This window comes from Kitasatospora sp. NPDC004240, from assembly GCF_053603215.1.
Genome location: NZ_JBSGFD010000049.1, coordinates 45,237 through 48,874, shown reverse-complemented (window position 1 = coordinate 48,874; position 3,638 = coordinate 45,237). Strand labels below are relative to the sequence as shown.

Annotated in this window: 3 protein-coding genes and 1 pseudogene; 3 read left to right on the top strand and 1 reads right to left on the bottom strand. The window is 73.0% G+C overall.

Going from position 1 to position 3,638, the window contains the following annotated elements; all coding sequences use genetic code 11:
* The coding region (locus tag ACWEQL_RS15925; RefSeq protein WP_452150838.1) for a VOC family protein at nucleotides 1–525 on the top strand (525 nt) is incomplete at its 5' end.
* A 67-nt stretch (nucleotides 526–592) separates the two neighbouring features.
* On the opposite strand, the gene ACWEQL_RS15920 is transcribed toward ACWEQL_RS15925, so the two are convergent.
* Complete coding sequence (locus ACWEQL_RS15920; RefSeq protein ID WP_452150837.1) at nucleotides 593–1,516, bottom strand: DUF4231 domain-containing protein; 924 nt, start codon at nucleotides 1,514–1,516, stop codon at nucleotides 593–595.
* Nucleotides 1,517–1,634: 118 nt separating this feature from the next.
* Here ACWEQL_RS15920 and ACWEQL_RS15915 point away from each other — a divergent pair, with 118 nt between their 5' ends.
* Together ACWEQL_RS15915 and ACWEQL_RS15910 are read left to right on the top strand one after the other, a co-directional pair.
* Nucleotides 1,635–2,084 carry a VOC family protein gene (locus tag ACWEQL_RS15915; protein WP_452150836.1) on the top strand — a complete coding sequence of 150 codons (450 nt, stop codon included), beginning with the start codon at nucleotides 1,635–1,637 and terminating at the stop codon, nucleotides 2,082–2,084.
* A gap of 845 nt (nucleotides 2,085–2,929) precedes the next feature.
* Nucleotides 2,930–3,638, top strand: a pseudogene (locus ACWEQL_RS15910) (hypothetical protein); the annotation flags it as partial.

Below are 3,638 nucleotides of genomic sequence, written 5' to 3'. Positions count from 1 at the left end.
CGGGCCCCGTTCCCCCCCCGCGGCGCGGGCGGCGGCCGTCCGGACGAGCCGCGCGCGCCGCCTGGCGAGATGCTGGACATGATCCGACCACGGACATGCGATCCGACCGAGCAGAAGGGCCGACCAGAAATGTCCGACCTCTCCGAGCCCAACGGCGCCGGCTTCGCCCGGCTCGCCATGGTCACCATCGACTGCGCCGACCCGGTCGCCCTGGCCGCCTTCTACGGCGAGCTGCTCGGCTGGGAGACGCGGCACGTCGACGAGCACTTCGCGATCCTCGACAACCCCGAGGGCGGCAGCCCGCTCGGCTTCGGCCGCGTCCTGGGCTACCGGCCCGAGCCGTGGACCGAACCGGACGGCAGCAAGCACTTCCACCTGGACTTCTACGTCGACGACCTGGACGCGGCCACCACCCGCGCCCTGGCCCTCGGTGCCACCGAGCCGCAGTACCAGCACGGCCGCACCCTGCGGGTCCTGATCGACCCGGCCGGCCACCCGTTCGGTCTAGCCCCCCTGGATGCCTGACCGGCCCGGCCGCCGCGAGGTCACGACCGGGGGCGGCCCGGGGCGGGGCGGCCCGGCGCGGGAGGGCTCAGCGCGGGAAGGCCCGCTTCGCCCGCCAGGTGGTGTGCTCCCGGGAGACCGCGTCCTCCGCCTCGGCCGCCAGCCGGGCCCAGCTCGCCTCGGCGTCCGGCGCCTTCAGGTCCAGGTCGGAGAGCTGGTTGCCGACGTTCTCCAGCACCCGCGCCGCCAGCTGGTACGCGGACGCCAGCGGGCGCAGCTGCTTGAGCTGGGTCCAGGCGATGATCGCGGCGGCGGCCGCCGAGCTCGCGCCGAACACGTGCACGGGGAGCGTGCCGGTCGCCTGGGCCACCGCCGCCGCCCCGCCCAGGATGATCAGTGCGGCGACGCCCAGCCCCCAGGAGGTCGCCTGCGACTCGTACGCGTCGGCCCGCGCGCGGTACCAGGTGCGCTGCCCCTCCACCCGGGTGCGCAGGTACAGCGTCCGGCGCGAGGACAGGTTCCCCGCCCGTACGCGGCGCATCTCCGGGGTGATCTCCGCGACGGTGTCCGGCGGCACGATCGCCGGATCGTCGAAGGCCCGCAGCACGTCCTCCAGCTGCGCCAGGTACCCCCGGTCGACCTCGGCGGACTCGGCCTCCCCGTGGAACGGCCGGGCCCGGACCGCGTACTTCCAGGCCAGCGTCTTGACCGACTCGGCCACCGCCCGGGCCTCGTACCAGCGGCCCTGCGGATTGGCGGTGCGCAGCCGCCACCAGAAGTAACCGGCGACCAGGAAGGCGATCACCGAGAAGAGCGGGGTGATGTCCGCGTCACCGCGCTTCTCCGGCCCGGGCAGCGAGCCGACCACCGCCGCGAGCACCAGCATCGCGATCAGCCCCCGGTACCAGCGCAGGGTGCGGCGCTGCCCGTCCAGCGACGCGCGGTCCGCCGTCCGGAACAACTCCGGCAGCAGTTCCGCCTCGACCCCCGCGGGTGGATCCTGTTGCACCATCGACCGAGCCCCCTCGTCGTCTTCGCCAGGCGAGTATTCCCACCCTCAACCGCCCTACACGGACGACCCGTTGCCCGCCTGATTGCCGATCACATCTGTAACCTGTAAAACTGGTTACATGCCTCTGCACTGGAAGCTCGTCATCGACTGCGCCGACCCGATCGCCCAGGCCGCCTTCTGGGCCGCCGCCCTCGACTACGCCGTCGAGGACAACAGCGTCCTGATCGACCGCCTGCTGGCCGCCGGGCAGGCCGGCCCGGAGCTCGTCACCCGGGTCGACGGCCACTCCGCCTGGCGCACCCTGGCCGCGGTCCGCCACCCCGAGGACCCGTTCGACCCCGCCACCGGCACCGGCCTGGGCCGCCGCATCCTCTTCCAGGCCGTCCCCGAGCCCAAGCAGCTCAAGAACCGCCTCCACCTCGACCTCCACCCCGGCCCCGCCGCCCGCGAGGCCGAGGTCACCCGCCTCGAAGCCCTCGGCGCCACCACCCTCCACCGCGTCAAGGAACACGGCTTCGAGCACGTCGTCATGGCCGACCCCGAGGGCAACGAGTTCTGCGTCCAGTGACCCCCGCCCGGCCCGCACCACGTCTGTGGCCCCGCGCTCGTGACCGAGCGCGGGGCCGCAGACGTACCGGAGGGCATCAGCCGAGGCCGAGGGCGGGCGTCAGGTAGGGGAACGCGAAAACGGCGGCGACCGGTACATCGAAGGCGATGAAGCCGGCACCGAGGTCGAAGCCGCCGGTGATGGAGGCCACCACCGACCATCCCGGCCGCAGCGTTCCCCGCCGGCCGCGCGCGCCGGACGGGTCATCGAGAAGGGGGCCGGACGGTCGGCCTTCCCCCTCGCGTAAAGGCCGATCTGTCGACCGGTCAGCGCTGCCGACCGGCGCCGCCCACCTGCCCGGCTCGTCGAGGAGGTCGAACCCCCGGCCGGGCGCCCCCGGGGGGCCGGCGCCCGCCCCGGGCACGGGAACCGGCCGGCTTCCCGCGTGCGTATGGGGGCCGGCCGATCCCGTGCGGGGCGCAGCGCGGTCGCGGGTGGATGCCCTGCGGCCCGGAACGGGCCCGGCGGCGGCGGAGAAGCAACAAAGACTTACTACAGAGTGAAAATTCAAGCCATAAGGGAGTCGCGCGCGGAGGTCCACCCGCCTGCGCCTCCCTCTGCTCTGCGCTGACAAGTCATGACAAAGCCACACATCAGCGAGGAGTGATCCGGCCAGGCGCCGGGGCAGCTATTTTCACTGGACATTGACTCTGTTCGAGCGCCGCATGAATGATGCCCATACGTGACCAGCCGTCACATCGGCACCGGGGGCCCCGAGAGGAACGTCGGACGGCGGTCACGGACGGCCCGCCGAGCACGCGGGGCCGGCGCCATCCCACACATGTCACCCAGGGGGAGAACCCACCATGTCCAGCACCCATGCCCTGACGCGCGGGCTCGCCGTCGCGGCCGCCGCCGCGCTCGTCGCCGGCATCGTCGCCTCCACCCCGGCCGTCGCCGCGCAGAACGACACCCCGCCGTCCGCCGCCGCCATCGCCGCCGTCGACAAGGGCAGCCCCGGCCAGGGAGCGTCCGTCCAGCTCGCCCAGTCGCAGACCGGTCCCCGGATCACCCGCAGCGAGGTGATCAGCCGGGCGGCCTCCTGGGTCGGCCGGGGCCTCGAGTACAGCTGGAACAACACCTACCAGGGCTACCGGACCGACTGCTCCGGCTACGCCTCGATGGCCTGGCACCTCGATACGCCCGGCCTGGACACCACCAGCTTCGTCCCCAACGGCGTCGCCTCGTGGATAGGCAAGGGAGACCTCAAGCCCGGCGACGCGATGCTCAACGACGCGGCCGGCGCCAACGGCCACATCGTCGTCTTCGGAGGCTGGACCGACTCCGCGCAGGACGAGTACTGGGGCTACGAGTTCACCGGAAGCGGCGTCCACCACCGGAAGATCCCCTACCCGTACTACTCCGGCCACGGCACCTTCTCGCCGGTCCGCAACAACAGCATCGTCGACGACAGCGCCGCCGGTGACCGGCCGGTGGCGGGGAACTGGGACGGCGGAGCGGCCGGGAACGTCGGCATCTGGCGCAACGGCATGTTCCACCTGCGCAACGACGACG